Below are 26403 nucleotides of genomic sequence, written 5' to 3' on the forward strand. Positions count from 1 at the left end.
TGGAGCGGAATACGCCCGTTCGGCCCAGCAATGGTGTGGCGGTCAGTCGCCGCAGACGGGCAGCGGGGTGTGGGCACCGGGGATCTCGCCGTGCTGGGGGAAGTACCAGGTCAGCGTGCGGTAGGCCGGACGCCCGGCGCAGGTGCCCGGGTCGGCCGCGACCACCGTCGCCCGTTCCCGGGTCGCGGCGGCGAGCGGCTGCCCGGGGGCGGCGTAGGCGGCCGTCCCGGTGCCGGTGGCGGTCGGGCCGCCCCAGGTCTGCCACGTCAGGTCCTCGACGATGACGGTGGAGCTCGCCCCGCCGAGGTCGACCAGCGGCGGCCGCGCGGTCCCGAGACCGCGGGCCTGCGGCCGGTCCGGGCTGCCGAGCACGATCGTCACCGGCGGTCCGGTGCCGGTCGACGCGGAGTCCGACGGTGCGGCGTCGGCGGACGCGCTCGGGCCCGCCGCGGTCTCCGCGCCGCGGGTCGGGGCGAGCGGGGAGGAACCCGCACAGCCCGCGCCCAGGACACCGACCAGCAGGACGGCCGGGAGCACGAGCACGACGCGCCGGGCCGCCCGCGACGTCCCACCGCCCGCCGGACCACCGCCCGCCGGACCGCGGTCCGAGGGGGCGGGACCCGTCGGCGGCACGGGTCAGCCGCCGCAGCACCCGCCGCCGCAGCAGCCCCCGCCGCCACCGGCCGGGGTCATCGCGGGCCGGGGCGCGGCACCGGACCGGCCGCCGAGCGCGATCGTCGAGAGCAGCTTGACGGTGTCCGCGTGCCCGTGCGGGCAGTCCGCCGGGTCCGACGACGCGGCCATCGGCCGGTCGACCTCGAACGTCGTGGCGCACTCGCGGCAGCGGAACTCGTAGCGCGGCATGCGCGGAGCCTACGCCGCCCGGCCCGCCGGACCCAGCTCCCGGAACCCGGCGGGATGGGGCCGGTCAGCGGCTGCGCAGCAGGTGTACCGAGCGGGGCGGCAGGACGACGGTGGCTCCGGCGTCGACCGGCGCCGGGTCGGCGGGGGCGCCGTCGGGGGTCGTCGAGTCCAGGACCGGGTCGAAGCCGTGCTCGCTGGGCAGCACGCAGTCGGTGGGCTCGTCCCCGGCGTGCAGCGCGAGCAGCCAGTAGTCGGCCAGCAGCACGACCAGGGTGCGGCGGCCGCCGTCGTGCCAGTCGCCGGGCTCCATCGGGCGCCCGGTCGGGTCCCACCAGAGCACCTCGCCGTCGACGTAGAACTGGTCGCGGTGCAGCACCGGCGACTCGCGGCGCAGCGCGGCGACACGTCCGGTGAACGCCTCCATCGCGGTGGTCTCGTCGGTGGTGGTCCAGTCGACCCAGGAGGTCTCGTCGTCGCGGCAGTAGGCGTTGTTGTTGCCGCCCTGGGTGCGCCAGCGCTCGTCGCCGCCGGTGATCATCGGGGTGCCGATCGACAGCAGCAGCGTCGCCATCATCGCCCGGGCCGTGGCCTGCCGGGCGGCGCGGATGCCGGCGTCGTCGGTCGGGCCCTCGGCGCCGTGGTTCTGCGAGCGGTTGTCGTCGGTGCCGTCGCGGTTGTTCTCGCCGTTGCCCTCGTTGTGCTTGCGCTCGTAGGACACGAGGTCGCGCAGGGTGAAGCCGTCGTGGGCGGTGACGAAGTTGACCGAGGCCCACGGGCGACGCCCGGAGAGCTGGTAGATGTCGGAGCTGCCGGTCAGCCGCGACGCCAGCTCGGCGACGCCGCCGTAGCCGCGCCAGAAGTCGCGCACCGCGTCGCGGTAACGGCCGTTCCACTCCGACCACGCCACACCGAACCCGCCGACGCGGTAGCCCTCGCCGGTCGCGTCCCACGGCTCGGCGATCAACTTGGTCGTCGACAGGGTCGGGTCCTGGGCGATCGCGGTGAGCAGCGCGGAGTCCGGGGAGAACGGGCCCGACCGCGGGCGGCCGAGCACCGAGGCGAGGTCGATCCGGAACCCGTCGACGCCGTAGGCGTGCACCCAGTGCCGCATGGCGTCGCAGACCAACCGGATCACCGTGGGGGAGCCGGCGTCGAGGGTGTTGCCGGTGCCGGTGATGTCGGCGTCGTGCCCGGACCCGCCGAGCGAGTAGTACGCCGGCGCGTCGAGGCCGCGGTAGGACAGGGTGGTGCCGCCGACCCCGCCCTCGCAGGTGTGGTTGGGGACGATGTCGAGGATGACCTCGATCCCGGCCGCGTGCAGGGTGTCGACGAGGTAGCGGAACTCCGCGACCTCGTTGCCGGGGTCCGAGGCGTAGCCGGCGTGCGGGGCGAGGAAGCCCAGCGTGGCGTAGCCCCAGTAGTTCGACGCGCCGCGCTCCAGCAGCGGCGGCTCGGGGGCGTTGGCCTGCACCGGGAGCAGCTCGACGGCCGTCACCCCGGTCCGCTGCAGCTGCGCGATCACCGCCGGGTGGGCCAGCCCCAGGTAGGTGCCACGGTGCGCCTCGGGCACCTCGGGGTGGAGCTTCGTCCAGCCGCGCACGTGGATCTCCGAGATCACCGTCTCCGACCACGGCACGTCCGGGCGGGGCGGGCGCGGCGCGGCGTCGGTGGCGGTGACGACCGACAGCGGCACCGAGCCGAGCGAGTCGACGGTGCTGGGCCGCCCGGACATCGGGTCGCCGTCCCACCCGCGGGCGGCGACGACGTCGGTCACCAGGCCGGTGATCCGGGCCGCGTAGGGGTCGACGAGGATCTTGTGCGGGTTCGCGCGGAGTCCCTCGAACGGCCGGTAGGGGCCGTGTACCCGGTAGCCGTAGCGCTGCCCGGGCCGCACCCCGGGCACGTGGCCGTGCCACACGCCGAAGGTGTGCTCGCGCAGCTCGACGCGCCGCTCGGTGAGACCACCGCCCTCACCGTCGGCGGCGCCGTCGATCAGGCACACCTCGACGGTCTCGGCGCTGGTGGTGGCGACCGCGAAGCGGGTCCCGTGGTCGTCGGGGTGGGCACCGAGGGGGAAGACAGGCACGATCGGCCAGGATAGGGGGGTGACTTCGCCCCGAACCCCGTCCGCGCCCGGTGTCACACCCGTTTCCACCCCGATCGACGACGAGGACGTGGTCGTCGGGATGGACGGCGCCACCGTCCGCCGCGGCGACACCACCCTGCTCGATGCCGTCGACTGGCGGGTGGAACTCGACGAGCGCTGGGTCGTCCTCGGCCCGAACGGCGCCGGCAAGACGACCCTGCTCCGCCTCGCCGGTGCCGAGCTGCACCCGACCTCCGGCACCGTCCACGTGCTCGGCGAGCGCATGGGCCGGGTCAACGTCTTCGAGCTCCGCACCCGGATCGGTCTCACCTCGGCGAACCTGGGCGTCCGGATCCCGGGCGACGAGATCGTCTCCGACGTCGTCGTCTCCGCGGGCTACGCGGTCCTCGGGCGCTGGCGCGAGGAGTACGAGCGCGACGACACCGGCCGCGCCGAGCAGCTGCTGGGCCAGCTCGGCATGGCGGGGTTCGCCGGGCGCGCGTACGGCACGCTGTCCGAGGGCGAGCGCAAGCGGACCCTGATCGCCCGCGCGCTGATGACCGACCCGGAACTGCTGCTGCTCGACGAGCCCGCCGCCGGGCTGGACCTCGGCGGCCGCGAGGACCTCGTCACCCGGCTCGCCGACCTCGCCGACGACCCGTACGCCCCGGCGTCGGTGCTGGTCACCCACCACGTCGAGGAGATCCCGCCGAACTACAGCCACGGGCTGCTGCTGCGTGAAGGGCGTGTGGTCGCCGCGGGGCTCCTGGACGAGGTCATGACCTCCGAGCCGCTGTCGGAGACGTTCGGGCTGCCGCTGACCGTCGAGCGCCGCGGCAACGGACGGTTCACCGCCCACCGGCGCGACTGATCCGCCGCCGGGCGCCGGTGCCCGCACCCGCGTGGGGCGACCGTCGCGCGGGTCGCCGCGAACCGGGACGGGACGCCACGCCGGCCGAGGCGGCCGGGTCGGATCACTGCGCGCTCCGGGGCGCCGGAGGCGACTAGGGTCCGCAGACGTGACCGAATTCGTGAGCCTGTCCGTGGACGAGGGCGTCGGGACGATCCGGATCGACCGCCCGCCGATGAACGCCCTGAACCGCCAGATCCAGGGTGAGCTGCTGGAGGTGGCCGACGAGGCCGCCACCCGCGCCGACGTGCGTGCGGTCGTCGTGTACGGCGGGGAGAAGACCTTCGCCGCGGGTGCGGACGTCAAGGAGATGGCGTCGATGTCCTACTCGGACATGGCGCCGCAGGCGCGGCGGCTGTCCGCCGGGCTGGGTGCGATCTCCACCATCCCCAAGCCGACCGTCGCCGCGGTGACCGGGTACGCCCTCGGCGGCGGCCTGGAGGTCGTGCTCGGGGCCGACCGGCGCATCGCCGGCGACAACGTCAAGCTCGGCTTCCCCGAGATTCTGCTCGGCATCTTCCCGGGTGGCGGCGGCACCCAGCGCGCCGCGCGGCTGATCGGGCCGTCGCGCACCAAGGACCTGATCTACACCGGCCGCATGGTGAAGGCCGACGAGGCGCTGGCGATCGGGCTGGTCGACGAGGTCGTCCCGGCCGACGAGGTCTACACCCGCGCCGTCGCCTGGGCGCAGCAGTTCACCGCGGGCCCCGCCCTGGCCTACGCCGCCGCCAAGAAGGCGATCGACAACGGCCTCGACACCGACCTGCGCACCGGCCTGGACATCGAGTCCGAGCTGTTCGCGGGCGTGTTCGCCACCGACGACGCGAAGGCCGGCATGGCCAGCTTCGTCGAGAACGGCCCCGGCAAGGCCACCTTCACCGGCCGCTGAGCCGTCCCGCCCCCGCCCGGCCGCGCGACGCGCCCGGGCGGGGAGCAGGTCGGCGGCCGTGTTCTGCGAAACTCCTACTCATGAGTTCGGACCCGGCGCCCACCCCGCACGCCACCGCCGAGCAGGTCGAGGCGGCCTGGCACGACCCGAAGCTCGCCAACGTGCTCTACCACGACTGGGAGGCGGGCACCTACGACGAGAAGTGGTCGATCAGCTACGACGAGCGCTGCATCGACTACGCCGCGGGCCGCTTCCGCGCCGCGGCCCCGTGGGACGGCCGCCCCTACCTGCGCGCCCTGGAGCTGGGCAGCGGCACCGGGTTCTTCCTGCTGAACCTGATGCAGGCCGGCGTCGCCGAGCGGGGCGTCGTCACCGACCTGTCCCCGGGCATGGTCGCCGCCGCCACCCGCAACGCCGAGCACCTCGGGCTGGAGGTGGAGGGCGCCGTCGTCGACGGCGAGCACATCCCGTTCCCCGACGACAGCTTCGACCTCGTCGTCGGGCACGCGGTGCTGCACCACATCCCCGACGTCGAGGCCGCGTTCCGTGAGGTCCTGCGGGTGCTGGAGCCGGGCGGGCGGTTCGTGTTCGCGGGCGAGCCCACCACCGTCGGCGACGCCTACGCCCGCAAGCTCGGGCAGTGGACGTGGAAGGCCACCACCACCCTGACGCGGCTCGGCCCGCTGCAGGGCTGGCGCCGCCCCCAGCACGAGCTCGACGAGTCCTCCCGCGCCGCCGCGCTGGAGTCGGTCGTCGACATCCACACCTTCGACCCGGCCGACCTGGAGCACACCGCGACCCGGGCCGGGGCCGAGGGGGTGCGGGCCTCCACCGAGGAGTTCGCCGCCGCCATGCTGGGCTGGCCGGTGCGGACCTTCGAGGCCGCCGTCCCGCCCGGCAAGCTCGGCTGGAACTGGGCGATGTTCGCCTACCACGGCTGGCAGCGGCTGTCCTGGCTCGACGAGCACGTCCTGAACCGGGTCGTGCCGCGCAGCTGGTTCTACAACGCCCTGATCACCGGTACCAAGCCGAGATGAGCGATCGGCCCCGGCGCGGCGCGCTGTCGGTCAGCATGGACGACGTGGAGCACCCGCTGGAGCCGTTCTGGCGCGGCGTCATCGCCTACCGCCTGCTCACGCTGCTGACCGTCGTCGGCGTGACGCTCTACCACCTGCGCACCGGCTACGAACGTCCGCCGGCCGCGGTCGGCGTGCTCGTCGTGATGGCGGTGTGGACGGCCGTGACGTCATGGGGCTACCTCGGCGGGCTGCCCGGCGCCCCGGACCGCCGCGGCCTGCTCGCCCTGGCCGACCTCGGCGTCTGCGTCGCGATCATGGCGACCACGCCGCTGGTCGTCCGGGTCGCCCACCTCGACGAGGGCGGCCCCGGCATGGGGTCGATCTGGACCTCCGGCGGGGTGCTGGCCTGCGCGGTCGCGTTCCGGATCACCGGCGGGGTGCTCGCCGCCGCCGTGATCTCGGTGGCGCTGGTGCTGTCCAAGCAGCGGTTCGGGGTGCTGGAGCTGGGCGACATGCAGCTGCTCGGACTGGCCGGGCTGACCGTCGGGTTCGCCGCGCACGTGCTCGACCGCACCGCCGCCCGGCTGCGCCGCCTCGTCGCCGAACAGGCCGCCACCGCCGAACGCGAGCGGCTCACCCGGGCCGTGCACGACGGAGTCCTGCAGGTGCTGGCGCACGTCCAGCGCCGCGGCGCCGAGCTGGGCGGCGGGGCGACCGAGCTCGGCGTGCTCGCCGGAGAGCAGGAGACCGCGCTGCGTGCGCTGCTGTCCGGGCCGGGGACCACCGACGCGTCCGGGTGCCGCGACCTCGCCGCCGCGCTGCGGATCCTCGCCTCGGACCGGGTCACCGTCTCGGCCCCCGGACGTCCGGTCGAGCTGGGCCGGCCGGTCGTCGACGAGGTGGAGGGCGCGGTGCGGGCCGCGCTCGCGAACGTCGCGCTGCACGCCGGCCCGGACGCGCGCGCGTGGGTGCTGGTCGAGGAGCTGCCCGGGGCGGTCGAGGTCAGCGTCCGCGACGACGGCCCCGGCATCCCCGAGGGCCGCCTCGCCGAGGCCGAGGCGCAGGGCCGGATGGGGGTGTCCCGCTCCATCCGTGGCCGCGTCGGCGACGTCGGCGGGACACTGACGCTGGACACCGGACCGGACATCGGGACCGAATGGGTCATCCGGGTCCCCAGGGAGGACACATGAGCATCCGGGTGATGGTCGTCGACGACCACCCGATCTGGCGCGAGGGCGTGGCCCGCGACCTCGCCGAGCGCGGCCTCGACGTCGTCGCGACGGCCCCGGACGCGCCCGCGGCCGTCCGGATCGCGACGGCCGTGCGGCCGGACGTGATCCTCATGGACCTCAACCTGGGCGTGACCTCCGGCGTGGACGCGATCGCCGCGATCGGGCAGCAGAGCCCGGACAGCCGCGTACTGGTGCTGTCGGCCTCCGGTGAGCACGCCGACGTCCTGGAGGCGGTCAAGGCCGGTGCGCTCGGCTACCTGGTGAAGTCCGCCGGGGTCGACGAGCTGCTGGAGGCCATCCGGCGCACCGCCGACGGCGTCGCCGTGTTCACCCCGGGGCTGGCCGGGCTGGTGCTGGGGGAGTACCGGCGGCTCGCCGACGCCCCGCGTCCCGCCGACGGCGCGCCCGCCGTCCCGGCGCTCACCGACCGCGAGACCGAGGTGCTGCGCCTGGTCGCGAAGGGCATGACGGCCAAGCAGATCGCGGCGAAGCTCGTCGTCTCGCACCGGACCGTCGAGAGCCATGTGCAGAACACCCTGCGCAAGCTGCAGCTGCACAACCGCAGCCAGCTCGTCCGGTACGCCATCGAGCAGGGCCTCGCGGACTGAGCGGGCGGGGCGGTGCGTTCCCTGCGGTGAGCGGAGTGAACCCGTAACGGGGGCCACCCCCATCACGAACAGGTCACGGGACCGGGCAGACTCGGCTCCGCCCCCGACGCTCGACCTCCGGAGAGCCCGTGACCGACCCGAGCGCCCTGATCGGGTACCTGCTCCAGAGCCCCTGGCTGGTGCCCCTGCTCGCCGTCGCCGTGATGTGCGACGGGCCGCTCCCGTTCCTGCCGAGCGAGCCGGTGCTGTTCAGCGCCACGGCCGCTGCGCTGGCGGACGGCGACCGGTGGCGGATCGTGGCCCTGTTCGGTGCCGCGGTGGTCGGGTCGCTGCTCGGCGACGCGGTGCTCTACGGCGCCGGACGCAGCTCCCACTCGGTCGTCCGGGGCGCCCGTCGCGGCGACGGGACCGGCGCCTGGGTCCGCCGCCACCTGCACCGCCGACCGGTCGCCGCGCTGGTCGCGACCCGGCTGCTGCCCGGCGGACGGCTGGCGAGCGTGTCCGCGGCCGGCCGGGTCCGGCTGCCGCTGCGCGCGTTCCTGCCCGCGACCGTCGCGAGCGCCCTGGTGTGGAGCACCTGGATGACCGGCATCGGCGTCCTGGTCGGGCCGATCACGCGCGGCGACCCGCTGATGTCGGTGCTCGCCGGGGTCGTCCTCGCGGCGCTCGTCGCCTCCGCGGTGGCCGCGGCCAGGGCGCTGTTGCGGCTGCGCCGTCCCGTCGTCGCGGTCTGACGCCCGCCCGACCCGTTCGCGCCGAACCGGCGGGTTCCGCGCCGTTCGGACGGCCTACTGTGCTGCGGCACATGGCAAGCTGGGCCGTCCGGACGAACGGGGCGGGGAGAACTGAGGACGTGCACGACGACGGCGACCGGGTCTCGGCGGTGGCGGTGGGGCGGCCGGTGGTGCCGCCGGGGGTCGAGGTCGTGGCCCACGTGCCGCCCGTGCCCGCGGAGGGGGCCGCGGCCGCGGTCGACCGCGCCCGGCCCGGTCTGGTCCTGGTCGACCTGACCGGCCCCGAGGGTGCGGCGCCCGCGGTGATCGCCGCCGTGCTCGCCCGCGTGCCGGACGCGGCGGTGCTCGCGGTCGCCGGTGCGGTCGCCGACCACGCCCGGGTCCTCGACGCGGTACGGGCCGGGGCGACCGGCGTCGCGACCGGTGCGGACCCCCGGGAGCTGGCCGCCGTCGCCGCCGCGGCCGCCGCCGGGCGTCCCGCGTTCTCCCCGGGGCTGGCCGACGTCGTCCTGGAGTCGGTCGCGGCCCCCACGCACGCGGTACCGGAGCTCAGCCCGCGCGAGTCCGAGGTGCTGCGGCTGGTGGTCGAGGGGCTCACCGCCAGGCAGATCGCGGCCCGGCTCGTGCTGTCCCCGCGCACGGTCGAGAACCACGTGCAGCGGCTGCTGCGCAAGTTCGAGGTGCCCGGTCGTGCGGCCCTCGTCCGGCACGCCATCGAGTTCGGACTCGCCTGAACGTCGTTTGTGCGTTTCCACGTACTTCCGTACTTTGGGTGCGTGAGCGAGATCGAGGAGCGGCTGCGCGCCGTCGAACAGGCCGTCGTGGAGCTGCAGGAGGCCCGGCGGGCCGCCGCCCGGCCGGACGCCGTCGGGTCCGCGGACACCGCCGTCCCCGACGACGACGCGCTGTGGGCGCTGACCGGGCTGGAGGCCCGCAGCCCCGGCGCGGTGCTGATGGCCGGCAGCGTGGGGCTCCCCGGCGACGAGGGCACCGTCCGCTGGCAGTACGCCCGCCCGGGCGAGGTCCTGCTCGACGCCGACTGGCCCGAGCTGAGCGCGACCCTCGACGCGCTCGCCCATCCCGCGCGGCTCGCGATCCTGCAGCACGTGCTGGGGGGCGTGCACAGCACCGCCGAGCTGCTGGAACAGCCCTCGGTGGGCACGACCGGGCAGCTGCACCACCATCTGCGCCAGCTCGTCGCCGCCGGGTGGCTGGCCTCGACCCGGCGCGGCCACTACGAGGTCCCGGCCGCCCGGGTCGTCCCGCTGCTGGTCACCGTCCTGGCCGCGCACCGATGAGGGGATCCGTCACGACCACCACCGTCACCGGTCACCGGGTCGGGATCGTCGCGGCCGTCGTCGCCGTGCTGGCCGTGCTCGTGGGGGCACTCGCCGGCCCGGAGCGCCAGCGGCTCGGCCCGCAGGACGCCGGGGACCCGGCCCTGGCGGACCGGGTCCGGGCCGCCGCCGGGCCGCTCGGCGGCCTGCGGTCGCTCGCCGTCGCCGAGGTCACGCCGACGACGGTCACCACCGCCGGGCTCGGCCCCGCCGACGCCGCGGCCCCCTTCGAGATCGGGTCGGTCACCAAGACCTTCACCGCCGCGCTGTTCGCCGACGCCGTGACCCGCGGCGAGGTGCGCCCCGACGACCCGCTTGAGCGCGCACTGCCGGAGCTGGCGGGCACCCCGGCGGGCGCGGTCACGCTCGCCTCGCTCGCCCAGCACCGCTCCGGGCTGCCGGCGCTGGGGGCGACCGCCGCCGCCCGGGCCCTGGCCACGGCGGTGAACCTGAACCCCTACTCGACGACGACCACCGCGCAGCTCCTCGACGACGCCCGCACCGCCGCGGTCGACCCGCAGCAGCCGCCGACGTACTCCAACTTCGGTGTCGCGCTGCTCGGGACCGCGGTCGTCCGCGCTGCCGGCGCCGACGGCTACCCGCAGCTGGTCGCGGACCGGATCACCGGCCCCCTCGGCATGGCCTCGACGACCTTCGCCGCCACCGACGCGCAGGTCCCGGACACCGCGGTCCCCGGGCACCGCGACAACGGCCGCCCCGCGCCCCGCTGGGCGGGTGAGGGCTACCTGCCCGCCGGGAGCTCGACGTTCTCGACCGTCGACGACCTCGCGCGCTGGGCACAGGCCCAGCTCACCGGCGTCGCACCGGGGACCGGGGCGCTGACCCCGACCGCGCAGGACGACCCCGGCACGTCGATCGGCTGGATATGGGTCACCAGCGGGGCCACCGGCGCCGACGGCGCCCGGTACCCCTACGTCTGGCACAACGGGGGCACCGCCGGGTTTAGCAGCATGCTGGCCCTCGACCGCGAGGGCGGGCGGGCGGTCGTCGTGCTCGGCGACACCACCGCCGGGGTCGAACCCGTCGCCCGCACCCTGCTGTTCGGCACACCCCCGTCCGACGACGGCGCGGACCTGTTCGCGTGGGCGCCGGCCGCGATCGCGGCACTGTTCTCGCTGCTCGCGCTGCGCCGTGCGCTGCGGGAAGGTGCGCTGCTGCCGATCGCCGACGGCCTGCTGACCGCGGTGTTCGGGCTGGTGCTGCTGTGGAACCGGGGCCCGTGGTCCTCGGTCGGCGGTTGGGTGTGGGGTCTCGTCCTCGCTCCGGCCGCGGCCGCGCTGGCGGTCGCCGTGGTGCGGGGCCGCACGCTGCCGCTGTGCCGGCCCGGGCACGCCGTCACGGCGTGGGCCGGGCTCGGGTTCTCGGTGCTGCTCGTGGCCGTCGCGGTGTGGGCGGGCTGAGACGGGCGGTGGCCGCGGGGCGCGATGGTGCGCCTCGGGGAGTGCGCGGCTACGGACGCGACGTGAGCCGGGCCAGCGCCGCGTCGAGGACGGCCGGCACGTCCGGCGCGGACAGCACGTCCACCGGGCGGGTGCCGGGTTCGGCGGGCACGGTCGCCCCGCGGGCCGGGCCGAACCCGGTGTCCACGGTCAGCGCCGTCGGCGTCGGTGTCAGCGACCCGGGCGCGACGCACTCCAGCAGCGCCGTCGCGTCGTGCAGGGCGACCGCGTCGCGGCCGTAGCGTTCCCGGTAGAACCGCATGTACGGGGCGATCATCGCGGCCAGCTCGGCGCCGACCGGGTCGGCGTCGCCCAGTACGGCGACCCACTCCGGGCCCGCGGCACAGCCCAGCGTGGTCTCCAGGGGCACCAGCGCGACCGGCACGGAGCCCTCGCCGGGGTCCTGGGCCAGGACACGGTGCGCGGCCTCCGGGTCGGCGTGGACGTTGAACTCGGCGGCACCGGTGACGTTCCCGCCACCGATCGCCCCGCCCATGACGACGACCCGCTCGATCCGGCCCACCAGATCCGGGCGCGCGGCCAGCAGGATCGCGGTGTCGGTGAGCGGGCCGATCGAGGCGATCGTGACCGGCTCGGTCGCCTCCTCCAGCACCCGCGCCATGAGGGCGACCCCGGCCCCGGCCACCGGCACGACCGGCTCCGGCAGCGCCGCGGCGCGCCCGCCGAGCCCGTCGGAGCCGTGCACGTGCCCGGCCCGCCGCTCGCGCCGGTGCACCAGCGGCCGGGCGGCGCCGACCCCCAGCGGGACGTCCGGGCGTCCGGCCAGGGCGAGCAACCGTCCGGCGTTGGGCAGGGTGGCGTCCAGGCCGACGTTGCCGAACGTGGCGACGACGGCCCGGACGTCCACCTCGGGACTGCGCAGGGCCAGCACGAGCGCGACGGCGTCGTCGACACCGGGGTCGGTGGAGATGATCAACGGGCGGGGCACACCGGCGAGCCTACGACCGGCCCGCCGGGGAGCTCACTCGCTGCGGGTGGGCTCGTCCTCGTGCTCGGCCTCGACCTCGCGGGCGGCCGCTCCGGTGGCCCCGGAGTCGTCGGTCGTCGCGTCGGGGCGGGGGTTGCCCGCCTTGTCGGTGTCGGCGCGGGAGGTGCCGCCGCCTCCGGAGGTCAGTTCGTCGGTACCGACGTCGGTGCCGTCGTCGGGCTGGCGGTGGTCGCTCACGGGCGGACCTCTCGGGTGGGGGACGTGGTCCCCGGGAGGTACCCGTCGTCCGAGGGGTGCACACGCCTAGGGTCTGACGGGTGCGACGTCCGCCGATCCCCGACGCCGACCCGGAGCAGGCGAAGCTGTTCGGCCTCACCTCGCTGCGCTGGATCCTGCGCCACCGCGCGTACAGCCCGTGGTACCTGCGGCGGTACTGGCGGCTGGCGAAGCTCCGGCTGCGGCACCCGCACGTCGTGCTGCGCGGGATGGTGTTCCTCGGCAAGGACGTGACGATCGAGGCCCGCCCCGGGTTCGGCCGGCTCGAGATCGGCCGCTGGGTGCACATCGGCGACGGCACCGCCCTGCGCTGCCACGAGGGCTCGATGCGGATCGGCGACAAGGTCGTGTTCGGCCGGGACAACACCGTCAACTGCTACCTCGACGTCGAGATCGGCGCGACGACGCTCGTCGCCGACTGGGTCTACGTCACCGACTTCGACCACCGCACGGAGGATGTCCGGCGACCGATCAAGGACCAGGGCATCGTGAAGTCGCCGGTCCGGATCGGCGAGGGCTGCTGGCTCGGGGTGAAGACCTCGGTGCTGCGCGGCACCCGGATCGGCCCGGGCAGCGTGCTCGGGGCGCACGCGGTCGCGCGGGGGGACATCCCCGCGGAGTCGATCGCCGTCGGGACCCCGGCCCGGGTGGTGCGCGACCGGCGGGCCGACTACGAGGCCGCGGCCGCCGAGCGCGCCGCGGTCGCGGACATGGCACGCAAGGCCGACCGGGCCCTGCAGGCCCGGCTCGACCGGGCCTGAGCCGGCGGCTCAGGCGTCGAACAGGTTCCCGGTGGGGATCTTGGGGCGGGGGAGCTCCCGGGGCCCGGCCGCGGTGGCGCCGGCGTAGATGCGGGCGGTGTGCCCGGCGATGACCGGCCAGGCGAACTCGGTGCGCAGCCGGGCCCGGGCCGCGCGGGCCCGGCGGCGGGCGGCGGCCGGGTCGGCCAGCGCGCGGTCGACGGCGTCGGCGATCCCGGGGACGTCGCCGGGGGCGAACCCGAGGCCGGTCTCGCCGTCGCGGACCAGCTCGCCGAGCCCGCCCGCGGTCGAGGCGACGAGGGTCGCTCCCACCGCGGCGGCCTCCAGCGCGACGATCCCGAACGGCTCGTAGCGGCTCGGCAGCACGACGGCGTCCGCGCCGCGCAGCAGGGCGGTCAGCTCGGCGTCGGGCAGGTGGCCGAGGAAGGTCACCGAGCGCGTCACCCGGTGCCGCGCCGCGCGCTCGGCCAGCATCTCCTGCTGCGTCCCGCTCCCGGCGACGAGCAGCCGGGTCCCGCGGTGCCGCCGCCGGATCCGGGGCAGTGCCGCGATCAGGTCCTGGACGCCCTTCTCGTACTCCAGGCGTCCGAAGTAGACGATCCGCGGCCCGTCGCCGGCGTGCGCGGGAGCGGCGGCGCGGGACCGCCAGCGACGCGGGTCGATGCCGTTGTGCACCACGTGGACGGCGGCCGGGTCGAGGTCGTGCAGCGCCGACACCTCGGCGCGCATCGCGCCGGAGCAGGTGATGACCTCGTCCGCGCGCTGCGCGAGCCACCACTCGGTGGAGTGCACCTGCCGGTTCAGCGGCCCCGGCAGCCAGCCGGAGTGCCGGCCCGCCTCGGTGGCGTGCACGGTCGCGACCAGCGGGACCCCGAGGACGTCGGCGAGCGCGATCGACGGGTGCGCGACGAGCCAGTCGTGGGCGTGCACGACGTCCGGCCGCCAGCCCGGCAGCAGCGCGGTCAGCGCGTGGCGCAGCATCGCGTGCCCCATCGCGAGCGTCCACGCGACCAGGTCGGTGCCGAACTCCAGCTCCGGCGGGTCCTCGGCCACCCGCAGCACCCGCACCCCGTCGACGGTCCCGGTGCGGGTCGGGTGGGTCTCGGCGTCGGTGCCGGTGGGGGCCCGGGACAGCACGACGACCTCGTGCCCGGCCGCGACGAGCTCGCGGGACAACGCGTGCACGTGCCGGCCCAGCCCGCCGACGACGACCGGCGGGAACTCCCAGCTGACCATCAGCACCCGCATCGCTAGATCCTGACAAACACCGGACCGGCGGTAACCCCCGGGGCACCGTGCCCACCGTGCCCACCGCGTCGACCTCCGCCCCGCCGTGCCCGATCCCTGTCGCGCGCCGGCGTCCCGCGCCGAACCGGCGACGCGCGGGGGTCGGGAGAACGCGCGTCCGATCGGGAGCGCGTTCTCCGGACGCGGACGCGTCCATCGGCCGGTCGGCGGGACGTGGCACGGGGCGTGGGTGGGGTCCGTCGCGTGGCTACCCGCCACGTCGCACGGCACCCCGCCCCGTTGCGCGGCACCCCGCGCGGCGGTCGCCGCGCCGGGCGACAGGTCGCCACACCGTGCGATCGCTGCGCCGCGCCCGGCGGAACAGGATCGGTGGCCCGGGCGGCCGGGGCCCGAGGCGTCCGGGCCGGTGCCCCACCGACCCCGACCCCGCCGAATCCGCTTACCCGGTAAGCGAGTTCGCGGTCAGACCCGTCCCAGGTCCCGGGCGTCCACGTGCCCGAAGGTCGGCAGCGGCGCGTCCGCCCAGGCCGCGACCCGGCGCTGTGCGGCCCGCCGTCGCCCGGCGCGCAGCAGCCCGGACAGCTCCGCCACCCGTCCGGCGTGCAGGTCGGCGCGGGAGCGGGCGTACCCGGCGGCGGAGTCCTTGCTGACCATGAACGCCCAGTCGCTGGACAGGGCGTGCAGCGCCTGGTCGGCGAGCAGGTCGGCCAGCGGGTCCCGGAGGGGGCCGGGCAGCGGGGCGGCGAGCAGGTCGGACTGGACCTCGGCGTTCCGCGCGACCAGGTCGGCGACCTGCGGCCCGGCCCAGACCCGCCAGTCCTTGCCCGAGCCCCAGGACGACTCCCGCAGGTCGACCGGGTCGCCGACCAGACCGTCGTCGACGGCGTCGCCGAGGGTGCGCACGGCGACCCCGGCCTCGGGCAGCCTGCGCAGCACCGCGGCCAGCCAGGCAGGTCCCTCGTGCCACCAGTGCCCGAACAGCTCGGTGTCGAACGCGGCGACGGTCAGCGCCGGGCGTCCGCGCTCGGCGCGCAGCGCGGTCAGCCGTGCGACCACGGTGTCGACGAAGTCGTCGGCGTCGCGGGAGACGGCGCGGGCGGCGAGCGCGGGGTCGTAGGGCCTCTTCCGCTCGGTCGGTACCCGCCGTCCGGTGACCCGCGCCGGCTTGAGGCCGGACTCGTGGTCCCAGGTGTGGAAGTCGCGGTACTCGGCCGAGCCGGGGTAGCCCTTGCGGGGCGACCACACCCGGTAGGTGACCTCCAGGTCGCGGCCGACGCACACGACGTCGGAGGTCCCGACCGGCCGGGCGAACGCGGTGTCGCCGCGCAGCGCGGGACCGTCGACGAGGAAGCGGCGCACCCCGGCGGCGGCGTAGCCGTGCTCCATCCCGGGGGCGAAGCCGCACTCGGGCGCCCAGATCCCGGCCGGCCGGGCGCCCAGTCGCAGGGCGTGGTCGTCGAGCCCGGCGCGCAGCGAGAACGCCCGCACCCGCGGGTCGAGCAGCGGCTGGAACGGGTGCGCGGCCGGCCCACCCAGCAGCTCGACGGCGCCGGAGTCGCGCAGACCGCGTAGCGCGGGCGACCCGCCGTGGCGCCAGTGCCGCTCGAACTCCGCCGTCGCCGCCGTCGACACCCGGTGCTCGTGCGCGGCCAGGTCCGGCAGCCGGCCCGCCGCCGAGTGCGCGCGCAGCGTCCACCCGCCGAGCCAGTCGTGCACCCCGCGCAGGCAGTGCGGGTCGTCGAGCTGTGCGGCCAGCACCGGCGTCACCCCGAGGGTGGCCAGGCCGGTGCGGCCCTCCTCGGCCAGCTCCCGCAGCGTCGCGACGACGGGCAGGTAGGAGTGCGCCCAGGACTGGTAGAGCCACTCCTCGCCGACCGGCCACCGGCCGTGCCGGGCCAGCAGCGGCAGGTGCGAGTGCAGGACGAGGCAGAACGTCCCGACGGGCGCGCGGCTCACGGCCGGGTCGCCGTGACCAGCAGGTCGAGCGAGGCGTCGAGGTCGGTGTGGTCGCCGGTGCGCAGCACGAAGTCCGAGCACCGCACCCCGGCGACGTCGACGGCCAGCGCCTGCGGCCACGGCTCCCCGGACAGCGCCAGCCGGGTCTGCGCCTCGATCAGGCCACCGTGGCGGGCGTCGAGCTCGCGCAGCCGCGGACCGTGGTGCAGCCCCTGCACGACGACACGGCCGAACCCGGCGTCGTCGACCAGGCCGGCCAGCTCGCGCGGGTCGAGCTCACGGGTGTGGAACGGGTTGAGCGGGGTGTCCCGACCGGGGGAGAAGGTGATCCGGTTCGGCGTCGACACCATGAGCCGCCCGCCGGGACGCAGCACCCGCCTGCACTCGCGCAGGAACCGCTCCTGCTCCCACAGGTGCTCGATGACCTGCAACGACACGACGACGTCGACGCTGCCGTCGGGCACCGGCAGCGCCACCAGGTTGGCCCGGGCCACGTCCACCCGCGGGTAGCGGGCCCGGACGTGGGCCACGGTCGTCGCGTCGTAGTCCAGCGCCAGCACCGAGCGGGCGGCTCCGGCGAGCAGGTCGGCGCCGTAGCCCTCGCCGCAGCCGGCCTCCAGCACGGCGACGCCCGAGCAGTCGGCGGCGATGGCCGCGTAGACAACCTCGTGGCGGCGGAACCAGTAGTTCTCGTGGCTGATGCCCGGGACGGTGCGCTCTCCGGTGAGGGGCAGGCTGCTGGTCACCCACCGACTTCACCACGCCCGTCGGGGGGGGTTCGCACCGGTCCCCTCGCGTGCGCTACCGCTCGTCGACGCGGAGCAACGCAGTGTCACCACGGACGTCTGACGACGTGGAGCCCGACCGACATCCCGCCAGGCACGACGGAGGGGGACACATGACCGACATCGCGACCGACGAGGACACGGTGACGCTGACCATCACCGGCCGTAGCGGATCCTGGCTGGTGTCGGGTGTGCTCGGCCGGGAACCGCTGCCGCTCAAGGGGTTGGACGACGGCGCGCTCGCCGAGATGCTGTGGGCGATGCTGCCGGTGGCACCGTCGGCCGCGCACGGGCCCGCGTACCCGGCCCCCGCGCCCGGTCGCCGTCACCCGGGCTGAGCCGCGGTCCGGTCGCGCACGTCCGGTTCGCGGTCGGCGCACGGTTCGTGCCGGTCGGCGTGCGGTCGGTCCCCGGACGGGTATCAACCGCCCACCGACGGGTATCCGCCGTACCCCGGGCCCGTGCGGGCCAGGGATGACGCCGACGGCGTCGTGCCGAGAGGAGCCCAGGATGAACGATCCGGCGGACGAGAACGAGACGCTGTCGCTCACCATCACCGGGCGGTCCGGGTCCTGGGTGGTGTCGGGCGTGCTCGGCGACGAGCCGGTCGAGCCGCGCGCGATGGACGACGAGGCACTCGGCGAGGTGCTGTCGATGGTCGTGCCCGAGGAGGACCGCGTCCACGCCGAGCCCCCGCCCGGCCGCCGCGTGAGCTGAGCAGAGGCGGGGCTACAGCCGTCCCCGCAGCAGCGACGCCGCCAGCAGCGCCACCTCGACCTGCAGCCGGTCCTCCCCGACCGGGCGCCCGAGCAGCTCCTCGGCCTTGCGCACCCGGTAGTGCACCGTGTTCTTGTGCAGGTGCAGCCGGGCCGCGGCCTGGATGTAGCTGCCCCCGGCGGCCAGGAACACCCGCAGCGTCTCGCGCAGCTGGTCGGTGCCGGGCTCGTCGGCGGTCAGCCCGGACAGGGTGCGGGCTACCCAGCGGCGCAGGTCCTCGGACCGGTCGGTGAGCAGCGCGGCGACGGCGACGTCGTCGAACCGGACGACCGCGGGCCGGTCCTCGGCGGTCTCGGCGACCGCACGGGCCCGCTGCGCCTCGGCGAGCGAGCCGCGGAACCCGTCGATCCCGGCGGCCGACCCGCCGACGGCGATGCGTACCCCGGCCGGGAGCCGGTCGCGGAGCAGGCCGACGTCCAGCCGCACCTCGTCGGGCCCGGACAGCCACGCCCACAGCGTGCGGCTGTCCGCGAGCACCGTCAGCGGGGTCCGCCCGCACGCCTCGTAGAGCAGCCGGGCCCCGGCCTGCAGCGCGTGCCCGTCGGCGGGGCCGTCGCCGGACGCGGGGGTCCACACCAGCGCCGCGGTGTGCCGGCCCGTCACCGGGATCCCCAGCAGCTCCGAGGCGGCCGCGTCGGTCAGCGGGTCGGTGTCGAGCACCATCCGGACCCGGGTCGCCAGCCCCGCTCCGGACCGGGTGCTCCACCGCCGTCGCTCGGCTTCGTAGATGTCGATGAGCCCGGCGATGACCTCGTCGATGTAGCGGTTCGTGCGCCCGCTCAGCACCGACACCGCGTCGAGCACGTCCGGGTCCCCGTGGTGCGGCCCGGCCCGCAGCGCGTCCAGCGCCCACTGCGCGAACATCTGCTCGCCGAGCCGGTAGGCCCGCAGCAGCGCCTCCAGCGACAGGTCGTGCTGGGCGAACCGGCGGGCGTACTCGGCGGCCGCGGGCGGCACCGTGATGCGGTCCATCGGGATCGAGTGGACGAGCATGTCCATGATCGCGACAAGGTTCGCCGAGGTGCTCGCGACCATCAGCCTGCGCAGCGTCTCGTCGTGCCGGAACTCGGGGATGACCTCGACGAACCAGTCGGTCATCGCGGTCGTCAGCTCGGGCAGCCGGGCCTCGACGTCGCGGGCGACGGCCGCCACGACCTCGTCGACGTGGGCGGACACCCGCGCGACGCTAGCGGGTCGGCCGGGCCCCGGACCGGCGGGTACGACGCGTTGTGTCCCCGGCACAACGGGCCCGCCACGATTCGTGATCGACGTACATGGTGTCGGTCACACCGCGGACCTACGTTTCCCCACACCGGTTCCGACGACGCCGAAGGGGAGTCCGATGCACATCGCCGTGCTGCCGCGGGAACGGGCGCGGACCGCGCCGGGGGCACCCTGCCTCGCCGACGAGCACCGCACGCTCGACAACGCCGGGTTCGCTGCCGCCGTCGACGCGGCGGCGGGTGCGCTGCACGCCGCGGGGACCGGGCCGGGCGACGTCGTCGCCGTCGTGCTCCCCAACCGCGTCGAGCTCGTCGTGACGCTGTTCGCGGCCTGGCGCCTCGGCGCCGCCGTCACCCCGGTGAACCCCGCGCTGACCGCCGACGAGGCGGGCCACCAGATCACCGACTCGGGGGCAGTCGTCGTCGTGGGGGAGCGGGCGGCCTCGCCGCTGGCCACCTTGGACGTCGCCGAGCTGGCCGGGGACCCGGCCGTCGCACCCGACCCGGTCACCGACGACGACGCGACCGCCCTGCTGATCTACACCAGCGGCACCACCGGGCGCCCCAAGGGCGTCGTGCTCGACCACGCGAACGTCGCCGCGATGTGCGGGATGGTCGTCGCCGGGATCGGTCTCGGCCCCGACGACCACAGCCTGCTGGTGCTGCCGCTGTTCCACGTCAACGGCATCACCGTCTCGGTGCTGTCGCCGCTGCTCGCCGGGGGCCGCACCACGATCGCCGGCCGGTTCCGCGCCGAGACCTTCCTCGACACCGTCGCGCGGGTCCGGCCCACCTACTTCTCCGCCGTCCCGGCGATCTACGCCATGCTCACCGCGCTGCCCGCCTGCGAGGCCGACACCTCCTCGCTGCGCCGGGTGATCTGCGGAGCCGCGCCGATGCCCGTCGAGCTCGTCGCCCGCTTCGAGGAGCGCTTCCGGGTGCCGCTGGTGGAGGGCTACGGCCTCTCCGAGGGCACCTGCGCCTCGACGATCAACCCGTGGGACGGCCTCCGCAAGCCCGGCACCGTCGGGCTGCCGCTGCCCGGTCAGCGGGTCGCGCTGATGGATCCCGAGGGCCGGTTCGTCGACGGCGGCCCCGGCGAGGTGGTCATCTCCGGGCCCAACGTGATGCGCGGCTACCTGAACCTGCCCGAGGCCACCGCCGAGACGATCCGCGACGGCTGGCTGCACACCGGCGACGTCGGCCGCTTCGACGACGACGGCTACCTCGTCCTGGTCGACCGGATCAAGGACATGATCATCCGGGGCGGGGAGAACCTCTACCCCCAGGAGATCGAGAACGCCCTGTACGCGCACCCCGCCGTGCACGAGGCCGCCGTGGTCGGCGCGCCCGACCCGGTCCTCGGCGAGATCCCGGTCGCCCACGTCGTCCTGCGCCCGGGCGCCGCCGCGACACCGGAGGACCTCACGGCGCACTGCGCGCAGCGGCTCGCCCGCATCAAGATCCCCACCCGGATCACCCTCGTCGACACCCTGCCGCGCAACGCCGTCGGCAAGGTCGACAAGCCCGCGCTCCGCCGCGCGCCCGTCCCGGCCGGCTGACCCCGGCACCCACCGACCTCCCGCGGGCCCGCACGGTCCGGCGGGGGAGCCGTCCTGCCCGGACACGCCCGCGGACGGCCACCGAACGTTTCCACCGGAGAGGACCGAACGATGGGGTTCAAGACGGGGGACTTCCCCCCGGTCGATCTCGACACCTTCCTCGACAGGCCGTTGTTCGAGCGGACCAAGGCGCTCGCCCTGCACTGGACGCAGTACGGCTTCGGGTCGCCGAAGATGATCCCGACGACCTACGTCGTGAAGCTGCTCGTCCTCTACGGCGTCATCGGGACCGCGCTGATCACCTGGACCTCCGGCGTCGGCCCGTTCTGGGACGTGTCGGGCTGGTGGGACCAGCCGGTCGTCTACCAGAAGCTGGTGCTCTGGACGGTGCTGCTGGAGGTCGTCGGCGTCGCCGGGTCCTGGGGGCCGATCGCGGGCAAGTTCAGGCCGATGACCGGCGGCATCCTGTTCTGGGCCCGCCCCGGCACGATCCGGCTCCGCCCGTGGAAGGCCGTCCCCGGTACCGACGGTGACACCCGCACCCTGTTCGACGTCGTGCTCTACCTGGGCCTCGTCGCCTCGCTGCTGACCGCGGTGGTGCTGCCCGGCGTGCCGAGCGCGTCGCTGTCGGCGGTGCTGCCCGACAACACCTCCGGGCTGGTCGCGCCCTGGCTGATGATCGCGCCGATCGTGCTGCTGGTCCTGTGCGGCCTGCGCGACAAGACGATCTTCCTGGCCGCCCGCGGCGAGCAGTACCTGCCCGCGATGGTGTTCTTCGGGACGCTGCCGTTCGTCGACATGATCGTCGCGGCGAAGCTGCTGATCTGCATGGTGTGGATCGGTGCGGGCGTGTCGAAGTTCGGCAGGCACTTCACCAACGTCATCCCGCCGATGGTGTCCAACAGCCCCTGCATCCCCTCGAAGTGGATCAAGCGGGCGCACTACCGGGACGCGTTGTCGGGTGACCTGCGACCGTCGCGGCTCGCGACGTTCATGGCTCACGTCGGCGGCACGACGGTGGAGATCATCACCCCGCTGGTGCTGCTGTTCTCGACCGACCACCGGCTGACCCTGGCCGGCGTGGTGCTCATGGTGGTGTTCCACCTCTTCATCACCTCGACGTTCCCGCTCGCGGTGCCGCTGGAGTGGAACATCCTGTTCGGCTACCTGGCGGTCTTCCTGTTCCTCGGCTTCCCCAACGGCGACGGCTTCGGTGTCGGCGACATGTCCTCCCCGGTGCTGACCGTCGCGATCGTGGCCTGCCTGGCGTTCTTCCCGGTGCTGGGCAACCTGCGACCCGACCTGGTGTCGTTCCTGCCGTCGATGCGCCAGTACGCCGGCAACTGGGCGTCGGCGCTGTGGACCTTCACCCCGGGTGCGGAGGAGAAGCTGAACCGGCTGCCGCACCGGCCCACCACCAACCAGGTCGACCAGCTGCAGGCGCTGGGCTACCCGCCGGCGGTCGCCGAGGTCACCATGCAGCAGACGATCGCCTGGCGGTCGATGCACTCCCAGGGCCGCGGCCTGTTCTCGGTCCTGGCCGCCCGGCTCGACGACCTGGACTCCCGCACGGTCCGCGAGGCCGAGTTCGGCTGCAACTCCGTCATCGGGTTCAACTTCGGCGACGGCCACCTGCACGACGCCCAGCTCATCGCCGCCCTGCAGAAGCGGATCGGGTTCGCGCCCGGCGAGTTCGTCGTCTGCTGGGTGGAGTCCCAGGCCATCCACTCGTCGGTGCAGCACTACCAGCTGATCGACGCCGCCCTCGGCGTGGTCGAGCGCGGGTACTGGAAGGTCGCCGACGCCGTCGCCGAGCAGCCGTGGCTGCCGAACGGGCCGATCCCGCTGACCGTCACCTGGCGCGCCCCGCAGCGGGCGACGGCCGGCGACGGCGTCGAGGCCCCGGCCCCCTGAGACCCGGCGGGACGGGCGGAGACACCGCAGCCCGCCCGTCCCGCCGGACCGACACCGCACGACGAGAGGGACACGACATGGGAGACGCACTGGACGGCCGCGTCGCGCTCGTCACCGGCGCGGGCAAGGGCCTCGGCCGGGCGATCGCCCGGCGTTTCGCCGAGGAGGGGGCGACCGTCGTCGTCTCCGACATCGACGGCGACGCCGCCCGGCGCACGGCGCAGGAGATCCCGGACGCCACGCACCTGTCCTGCGACGTCCGCGACGAGGAGCAGGTCCAGGAGCTCGTCGCGCACACCGTCGAACGGCACGGCGGGCTGCACGTCCTCGTCCCCAACGCCGGGGTCGGGCGCCCGCAGCCGCTGCTGGAGATGAGTCTCGCCGACTGGCGGGAGGTCACCTCGGTCAACCTCGACGGTGTCTTCCTGTCGATCCGCTACGCCGCGCCCGCGATCATCGCCTCCGGTGGCGGCACGATCGTCACGCTCGCCTCGGTCACGGCGACGGCGGGCTCCCCGCTGATCGGGCACTACGCCGCGGCCAAGGCCGGCGTGGTCAACCTGACCAGGACCGCGGCGACCGAGCTGCGGCCGTACGGTGTGCGGGTCAACGCGTTGCTGCCGGGCTTCGTCGACACCGACCTGGTGACGTCGGCCCGGCCCGGCTTCGAGGCCGCCCTCGGCCTGCCCGCCGGGGGCTTCGACGGGCTGATCGAGCAGAAGCAGGGCGGCTACGGCACCCCCGACGACGTCGCGGAGGCCGCGCTCTTCTTCGCGAGCGACCGGTCCCGCTTCTGCACCGGCAGCGGGCTCGTCCTCGACGGCGGCCTCGACGCGTCGCTGCTCTGACCCGGTACCCCAGGAGGACGCCATGACCACCGCGACCGTCGTCGGATCCGGGCCGAACGGGCTCGTGGCCGCGGCCCTGCTGGCCCGCGCCGGGGTGGCGGTCACCGTGCTGGAGGCCGCCGACGAGATCGGTGGCGGCACCCGCACGGTGGAGGCGATCGTCCCGGGGCTGCTGGTCGACCACTGCTCGGCGGTGCACCCGATGGCCGTCGGCTCGCCGGTGCTCGAGGAGCTGGGCCTGGACCGGTACGGGCTGCGGTGGCGGCTGCCGGAGGTCGACTGCGCCCACCCCCTCGACGGCGGCGACGCCGGCGTCCTGGTCCGCTCGGTCGCCGGCACCGCGGCCGGCCTCGGGGCCGACGGCACGCTGTGGCGTGCGCTGTTCACCGGACCGGTGCGCGACTACGACACCTTCTCCCCGGACTTCCTCGGCCCGCTGGTGCGGATCCCGCGCCACCCGCTGCTGCTGGCCCGGTTCGGTGCTCCCACCGTGCTCCCGGCGGAGGTGCTGGCCAGGGCGTTCCGCACCGAGCGCGGACGGGCGCTGTTCCTGGGGTCGGCGTCGCACGCGTTCCGGCCGCTGAACCGGCCGCTGTCCTCGGCGATCGGGCTCGGCCTGTTCACCGCCGGGCACCGACACGGCTGGGGCGTCGCCGAGGGCGGGTCGCGGGCGATCTCCGACGCGCTCGCCGCGGTGCTCGCCGAGCACGGGGCGAAGGTCGAGACCGGGGTGCACGTGCGGACGGCGGACGAGCTGCCGCCGTCGGACGTCGTGGTGTGGGACGTCGGCCCGGACCGGCTGCCCGCCCTGCTGGGGGACCGGCTGCCGGCACGGGTCGCGCGGGCCTACCGGCGCTTCCGTCACGGCCCGGCCGCGTTCAAGGTCGACTACGCGGTGGCGGGCGGCGTGCCCTGGACGCATCCCGACGCGCGACGGGCCGGGACGCTGCACGTCGTCGGGTCGGCGGCGGAGAACGCACTCGTCGAGCGCGAGGTGCACGCGGGCCGGATGCCGGAGCGGCCGTTCGTCCTGGTCGGGCAGCAGTACCTGGCCGACCCGTCCCGGTCGGCGGGCGACGTCCACCCCGTGTGGGCCTACGCGCACGTCCCCCGCGGGTACACCGGCGACGCCACCGAGGCGGTCACCGCGCAGATCGAACGGTTCGCGCCCGGGTTCCGGGAGCGGGTCGTGGGCACGATGGTCACCGACCCGGCCGCGTTCGCGGGCAACCCGAACTTCGTCGGCGGGAACATCCTGACCGGGTCCAAGGACCTGCGGCAGCTGCTGCTCGGGCCGCGCACGACGCTGCAGCCCTACGACACGGGGGCGCCGGGCCACTTCCTCTGCTCGGCCGCGACGCCACCCGGCCCGGGTGCGCACGGGATGTGCGGCGCGCACGCCGCGCGTCGCGCGCTCGCCCACCTGGGCCGCTGAGGGCGGCTCAGACGGGTTCGGGCTCCCCGCTGACGGCCACCACCCCGCCGATGTCCTGGCGCAGCCACGCCAGCAGCGTCGCGTCGTCCAGGGTCAGCGGGACCTCCGGCCCGCCCCACCCCAGACGGGTGGTCGGCCGGTGGACCAGCGCGTCCTCCAGCATCGCGGCCAGACCGTCGGTGGCCCGGACGGTGCGACCGCCGTGCTCGACGGTCCGGCTGCCCGGTACGTCCTCGTCGGCGTGCGGCCCCGTGCTGAGCACGTAGCCGGTCCCCAGACGGTCGTCGAACCCCGTCACCTGCACGACGGCTCCCTCCTGCCGAGTGCGCGAGGTGCCGACGGTAGCGAAACCGGACCCCCGATCAGGGGTTGCGGCGTGTGACCTCGTGCGCGCACCAGGTGAGGAGGGCCGCGCGTGAGTACGGTCACGACCTGCCCCGGTTTGCCGGGACGCTACTCGCTGGTAACAATGAACGTCACAGTGGCACGGCGTGCCGTTACGGCACGAGCAATGGCAGAGTCACCGGCTACGACGGGCGCGACGCCGCGGCCCACCCCCGCTCCGACCGAGAGCGCGCGGCGCAGCACCGTCACGGTGACGCGAGACGATCCGGACCCGGGACGACCGGGACCGGAACGCGACGAAGGACGACGCGGTGTGCGCGTGGGCGCAGGCCGCCGCGGCAGGAGGTCGAAGAGGTCCTATGAAGATCGTGACCCTGGTGAAGCAGGTGGCCGACACCTACTCGGAGCGGAAGCTGTCCGACTCCGACCACACCCTCGACCGTGAGGGTGCCGAGGCGGTGATCGACGAGATCAACGAGCGCGCGGTGGAGCAGGCTCTGCTGCTGAAGGAGGCGCACGACGGCTCCGAGGTCGTCGTCGTGTGCATGGGCCCGGACCGGGCCACCGACGCGATCCGCAAGGCCCTGTCGATGGGCGCGGACTCCGCGGTGCACCTGTCGGACGAGGCCGTCCACGGCTCGTGCGCGGTGCAGACCGCGAAGGCGCTGACGAAGCTGATCGGCACCGTGGACGGCTGGGACATGGTCATCGCGGGCAACTCGGCGTCCGACGGCCAGATCGGCGCGGTCCCGGCGATGATCGCCGAGCTGCTCGGTGTGCCGTCGCTGACCCACGCCAACGAGCTCTCGGTCGAGGGCACCACGGTGACGGCCAAGCGGGAGACCGACGAGGGCGTCACCCACCTGACCGCGGAGCTTCCGGTCGTGGTGTCGATCGGGGAGAAGTCCAACGAGCCGCGCTACCCCTCGTTCAAGGGGATCATGGCGGCGAAGAAGAAGCCGGTGCAGACCCTGGACCTGGCCGGCGCCGGGATCGACGCCTCCGAGGTCGGTCTGGCCAACGCCCTGACCTCGGTCGTCTCCGCGTCGCCGAAGCCGCCGAAGCAGGCCGGCGAGAAGGTCACCGACGAGGGCGACGGCGGCGCGAAGATCGCCGAGTTCCTGGTCGGCCAGAAGCTGATCTGACCCCGGTTCTTCCTGGCTTCCCTCTTCGTTTGGAGATAGA

General features: G+C 75.1%; 27 protein-coding genes. 17 read left to right on the forward strand and 10 right to left on the reverse strand.

Features of this window, described 5'->3' with window-relative positions; genetic code table 11:
* Window positions 1-42 precede the first annotated feature (42 nt).
* The 3 genes from AC0GKK_RS21320 to glgX form a co-directional block, all read right to left on the reverse strand.
* Window positions 43-543, reverse strand: coding sequence for a hypothetical protein (locus AC0GKK_RS21320; RefSeq protein ID WP_489882374.1), 501 nt, complete (start codon window positions 541-543; stop codon window positions 43-45).
* 93 nt (window positions 544-636) lie between these two features.
* A complete protein-coding gene (locus AC0GKK_RS21325; RefSeq protein WP_489882375.1) occupies window positions 637-864 on the reverse strand; it encodes a zinc ribbon domain-containing protein in 228 nt (75 codons plus the stop codon).
* 64 nt (window positions 865-928) lie between these two features.
* On the reverse strand, window positions 929-2950 hold the full coding sequence (glgX, locus tag AC0GKK_RS21330) for a glycogen debranching protein GlgX (protein ID WP_489882376.1): 2022 nt from the start codon (window positions 2948-2950) through the stop codon (window positions 929-931).
* Between the two features lie 100 nt (window positions 2951-3050).
* Between glgX and AC0GKK_RS21335 the strand changes: the two genes are divergently transcribed.
* The 9 genes from AC0GKK_RS21335 to AC0GKK_RS21375 all read left to right on the forward strand — a co-directional run bounded on the left by AC0GKK_RS21335 (window position 3051) and on the right by AC0GKK_RS21375 (window position 11100).
* Window positions 3051-3821 carry an ABC transporter ATP-binding protein gene (locus AC0GKK_RS21335; protein ID WP_482638739.1) on the forward strand — a complete coding sequence of 257 codons (771 nt, stop codon included), beginning with the start codon at window positions 3051-3053 and terminating at the stop codon, window positions 3819-3821.
* A 148-nt stretch (window positions 3822-3969) separates the two neighbouring features.
* On the forward strand, window positions 3970-4749 hold the full coding sequence (locus tag AC0GKK_RS21340; RefSeq protein WP_062397269.1) for an enoyl-CoA hydratase/isomerase family protein: 780 nt from the start codon (window positions 3970-3972) through the stop codon (window positions 4747-4749).
* Between the two features lie 80 nt (window positions 4750-4829).
* Entirely contained in the window at window positions 4830-5786 is a 957-nt protein-coding gene (locus AC0GKK_RS21345) for a class I SAM-dependent methyltransferase (RefSeq protein WP_405415445.1), read from the forward strand.
* Window positions 5783-6958, forward strand: a complete 1176-nt coding sequence (macS, locus tag AC0GKK_RS21350; protein WP_489882377.1) for a MacS family sensor histidine kinase — start codon at window positions 5783-5785, stop codon at window positions 6956-6958. The genes AC0GKK_RS21345 and macS overlap by 4 nt, the downstream gene beginning before the upstream one ends.
* Window positions 6955-7608 carry a response regulator gene (locus tag AC0GKK_RS21355; protein ID WP_179761971.1) on the forward strand — a complete coding sequence of 218 codons (654 nt, stop codon included), beginning with the start codon at window positions 6955-6957 and terminating at the stop codon, window positions 7606-7608. The genes macS and AC0GKK_RS21355 overlap by 4 nt, the downstream gene beginning before the upstream one ends.
* Window positions 7609-7736: 128 nt before the next feature.
* Window positions 7737-8342: a DedA family protein gene (locus AC0GKK_RS21360; protein WP_405415449.1), complete on the forward strand. Its 606-nt coding sequence runs from the start codon at window positions 7737-7739 to the stop codon at window positions 8340-8342.
* A 71-nt stretch (window positions 8343-8413) separates the two neighbouring features.
* Window positions 8414-9076 carry a response regulator transcription factor gene (locus AC0GKK_RS21365; RefSeq protein WP_489882378.1) on the forward strand — a complete coding sequence of 221 codons (663 nt, stop codon included), beginning with the start codon at window positions 8414-8416 and terminating at the stop codon, window positions 9074-9076.
* 42 nt (window positions 9077-9118) lie between these two features.
* Window positions 9119-9640, forward strand: a complete 522-nt coding sequence (locus AC0GKK_RS21370) for an ArsR/SmtB family transcription factor (protein WP_346105527.1) — start codon at window positions 9119-9121, stop codon at window positions 9638-9640.
* Window positions 9637-11100 (forward strand): serine hydrolase domain-containing protein, encoded by a 1464-nt coding sequence (locus tag AC0GKK_RS21375; protein ID WP_489882379.1) that lies wholly within the window; start codon window positions 9637-9639, stop codon window positions 11098-11100. The genes AC0GKK_RS21370 and AC0GKK_RS21375 overlap by 4 nt, the downstream gene beginning before the upstream one ends.
* A gap of 49 nt (window positions 11101-11149) precedes the next feature.
* Here the strand turns inward: AC0GKK_RS21375 and AC0GKK_RS21380 are convergent, their stop codons facing one another.
* On the reverse strand, window positions 11150-12088 hold the full coding sequence (locus AC0GKK_RS21380; protein ID WP_489882380.1) for a nucleoside hydrolase: 939 nt from the start codon (window positions 12086-12088) through the stop codon (window positions 11150-11152).
* 33 nt (window positions 12089-12121) lie between these two features.
* Entirely contained in the window at window positions 12122-12325 is a 204-nt protein-coding gene (locus tag AC0GKK_RS21385; protein ID WP_062397246.1) for a hypothetical protein, read from the reverse strand.
* Between the two features lie 80 nt (window positions 12326-12405).
* Here AC0GKK_RS21385 and AC0GKK_RS21390 point away from each other — a divergent pair, with 80 nt between their 5' ends.
* Window positions 12406-13125, forward strand: a complete 720-nt coding sequence (locus tag AC0GKK_RS21390) for an acyltransferase (protein WP_405415459.1) — start codon at window positions 12406-12408, stop codon at window positions 13123-13125.
* 9 nt (window positions 13126-13134) lie between these two features.
* Here AC0GKK_RS21390 and AC0GKK_RS21395 read toward each other — a convergent pair whose 3' ends face one another.
* The 3 genes from AC0GKK_RS21395 to AC0GKK_RS21405 all read right to left on the reverse strand — a co-directional run bounded on the left by AC0GKK_RS21395 (window position 13135) and on the right by AC0GKK_RS21405 (window position 17075).
* Window positions 13135-14373 (reverse strand): glycosyltransferase family 4 protein, encoded by a 1239-nt coding sequence (locus AC0GKK_RS21395; protein WP_489882381.1) that lies wholly within the window; start codon window positions 14371-14373, stop codon window positions 13135-13137.
* Between the two features lie 462 nt (window positions 14374-14835).
* Window positions 14836-16329: a 1,4-alpha-glucan branching protein domain-containing protein gene (locus AC0GKK_RS21400; RefSeq protein WP_405415464.1), complete on the reverse strand. Its 1494-nt coding sequence runs from the start codon at window positions 16327-16329 to the stop codon at window positions 14836-14838.
* Window positions 16326-17075, reverse strand: coding sequence for a class I SAM-dependent methyltransferase (locus AC0GKK_RS21405; RefSeq protein WP_062397239.1), 750 nt, complete (start codon window positions 17073-17075; stop codon window positions 16326-16328). Before AC0GKK_RS21405 ends, AC0GKK_RS21400 begins: the two co-directional genes overlap by 4 nt.
* Window positions 17076-17227: 152 nt before the next feature.
* On the opposite strand from AC0GKK_RS21405, the gene AC0GKK_RS21410 reads away from it, so the two are divergent.
* A complete protein-coding gene (locus tag AC0GKK_RS21410; protein ID WP_062397238.1) occupies window positions 17228-17452 on the forward strand; it encodes a hypothetical protein in 225 nt (74 codons plus the stop codon).
* A 172-nt stretch (window positions 17453-17624) separates the two neighbouring features.
* Entirely contained in the window at window positions 17625-17831 is a 207-nt protein-coding gene (locus AC0GKK_RS21415; RefSeq protein ID WP_062397236.1) for a hypothetical protein, read from the forward strand.
* Window positions 17832-17843: 12 nt separating this feature from the next.
* Here AC0GKK_RS21415 and AC0GKK_RS21420 read toward each other — a convergent pair whose 3' ends face one another.
* Window positions 17844-19067, reverse strand: coding sequence for a PucR family transcriptional regulator (locus AC0GKK_RS21420; protein ID WP_062397234.1), 1224 nt, complete (start codon window positions 19065-19067; stop codon window positions 17844-17846).
* A 166-nt stretch (window positions 19068-19233) separates the two neighbouring features.
* On the opposite strand from AC0GKK_RS21420, the gene AC0GKK_RS21425 reads away from it, so the two are divergent.
* The 4 genes from AC0GKK_RS21425 (at window position 19234) to AC0GKK_RS21440 (ending at window position 24873) form a co-directional block, all read left to right on the forward strand.
* A complete protein-coding gene (locus AC0GKK_RS21425) occupies window positions 19234-20676 on the forward strand; it encodes a class I adenylate-forming enzyme family protein (RefSeq protein ID WP_489882382.1) in 1443 nt (480 codons plus the stop codon).
* A 111-nt stretch (window positions 20677-20787) separates the two neighbouring features.
* Entirely contained in the window at window positions 20788-22590 is a 1803-nt protein-coding gene (locus AC0GKK_RS21430) for a DUF3556 domain-containing protein (RefSeq protein ID WP_489882383.1), read from the forward strand.
* A 77-nt stretch (window positions 22591-22667) separates the two neighbouring features.
* Complete coding sequence (locus AC0GKK_RS21435; protein ID WP_073578461.1) at window positions 22668-23438, forward strand: SDR family NAD(P)-dependent oxidoreductase; 771 nt, start codon at window positions 22668-22670, stop codon at window positions 23436-23438.
* A 22-nt stretch (window positions 23439-23460) separates the two neighbouring features.
* Window positions 23461-24873, forward strand: coding sequence for a phytoene desaturase family protein (locus AC0GKK_RS21440; protein ID WP_489882384.1), 1413 nt, complete (start codon window positions 23461-23463; stop codon window positions 24871-24873).
* Between the two features lie 7 nt (window positions 24874-24880).
* Here the strand turns inward: AC0GKK_RS21440 and AC0GKK_RS21445 are convergent, their stop codons facing one another.
* Entirely contained in the window at window positions 24881-25177 is a 297-nt protein-coding gene (locus tag AC0GKK_RS21445; RefSeq protein WP_161152870.1) for a hypothetical protein, read from the reverse strand.
* 400 nt (window positions 25178-25577) lie between these two features.
* On the opposite strand from AC0GKK_RS21445, the gene AC0GKK_RS21450 reads away from it, so the two are divergent.
* The gene (locus AC0GKK_RS21450) at window positions 25578-26363 is read left to right on the forward strand and encodes an electron transfer flavoprotein subunit beta/FixA family protein (protein WP_405415473.1); all 786 of its coding nucleotides are present in this window, start codon (window positions 25578-25580) and stop codon (window positions 26361-26363) included.
* The last annotated feature ends 40 nt before the right edge of the window (window positions 26364-26403 follow it).

This window comes from Pseudonocardia sp. P-1, from assembly GCF_058111925.1.

Coding starts and splice junctions, on each gene's coding strand:
- AC0GKK_RS21415 (WP_062397236.1), top strand. CDS start 17,625: ATGAACGATCCGGCGGACGAGAACGAGACGCTGTCGCTCACCATCACC.
- AC0GKK_RS21355 (WP_179761971.1), top strand. CDS start 6,955: ATGAGCATCCGGGTGATGGTCGTCGACGACCACCCGATCTGGCGCGAG.
- macS (WP_489882377.1), top strand. CDS start 5,783: ATGAGCGATCGGCCCCGGCGCGGCGCGCTGTCGGTCAGCATGGACGAC.
- AC0GKK_RS21430 (WP_489882383.1), top strand. CDS start 20,788: ATGGGGTTCAAGACGGGGGACTTCCCCCCGGTCGATCTCGACACCTTC.
- AC0GKK_RS21365 (WP_489882378.1), top strand. CDS start 8,414: ATGGCAAGCTGGGCCGTCCGGACGAACGGGGCGGGGAGAACTGAGGAC.
- AC0GKK_RS21325 (WP_489882375.1), bottom strand. CDS start 864: ATGCCGCGCTACGAGTTCCGCTGCCGCGAGTGCGCCACGACGTTCGAG.
- AC0GKK_RS21410 (WP_062397238.1), top strand. CDS start 17,228: ATGACCGACATCGCGACCGACGAGGACACGGTGACGCTGACCATCACC.
- AC0GKK_RS21395 (WP_489882381.1), bottom strand. CDS start 14,373: ATGCGGGTGCTGATGGTCAGCTGGGAGTTCCCGCCGGTCGTCGTCGGC.
- AC0GKK_RS21375 (WP_489882379.1), top strand. CDS start 9,637: ATGAGGGGATCCGTCACGACCACCACCGTCACCGGTCACCGGGTCGGG.
- AC0GKK_RS21450 (WP_405415473.1), top strand. CDS start 25,578: ATGAAGATCGTGACCCTGGTGAAGCAGGTGGCCGACACCTACTCGGAG.
- AC0GKK_RS21435 (WP_073578461.1), top strand. CDS start 22,668: ATGGGAGACGCACTGGACGGCCGCGTCGCGCTCGTCACCGGCGCGGGC.
- AC0GKK_RS21440 (WP_489882384.1), top strand. CDS start 23,461: ATGACCACCGCGACCGTCGTCGGATCCGGGCCGAACGGGCTCGTGGCC.
- AC0GKK_RS21345 (WP_405415445.1), top strand. CDS start 4,830: ATGAGTTCGGACCCGGCGCCCACCCCGCACGCCACCGCCGAGCAGGTC.
- AC0GKK_RS21335 (WP_482638739.1), top strand. CDS start 3,051: ATGGACGGCGCCACCGTCCGCCGCGGCGACACCACCCTGCTCGATGCC.
- AC0GKK_RS21425 (WP_489882382.1), top strand. CDS start 19,234: ATGCACATCGCCGTGCTGCCGCGGGAACGGGCGCGGACCGCGCCGGGG.